Source organism: Chryseobacterium sp. SIMBA_028, from assembly GCF_046535285.1.
Lineage (GTDB): Bacteria > Bacteroidota > Bacteroidia > Flavobacteriales > Weeksellaceae > Chryseobacterium.
Window position 1 is genome coordinate 1 of the sequence record NZ_JAWRWZ010000606.1, and the last position, 251, is coordinate 251.

Below are 251 nucleotides of genomic sequence, written 5' to 3' on the forward strand. Positions count from 1 at the left end.
GGTTGCCCGGGCGGTGTGATCCGCAGGGCATTGCCTATCAGGCCGTCGATGATTTGGCGGAGCCTTTGCCCGTCCGTGAGGGCCAGCACGGGGTGCCCATCGGGGGTTTCCGGCAGTTGGAGCGTCAGTTCGACGCCGGCTTGGACGGCCGCGCCGTTCCAGGCGCTCTGCGCCTGCTCCAAGACCACGGCGATGTTCACGGGTTGTATGTCCAAGGTGAAATCGTCGGCCTCCAACCGTGCCAACGCCAG

Annotated in this window: 1 pseudogene; it reads right to left on the reverse strand. The window is 66.1% G+C overall.

Going from position 1 to position 251, the window contains the following annotated elements:
• Window positions 1–251, reverse strand: a pseudogene (locus SCA31_RS24655) (hypothetical protein); the annotation flags it as partial.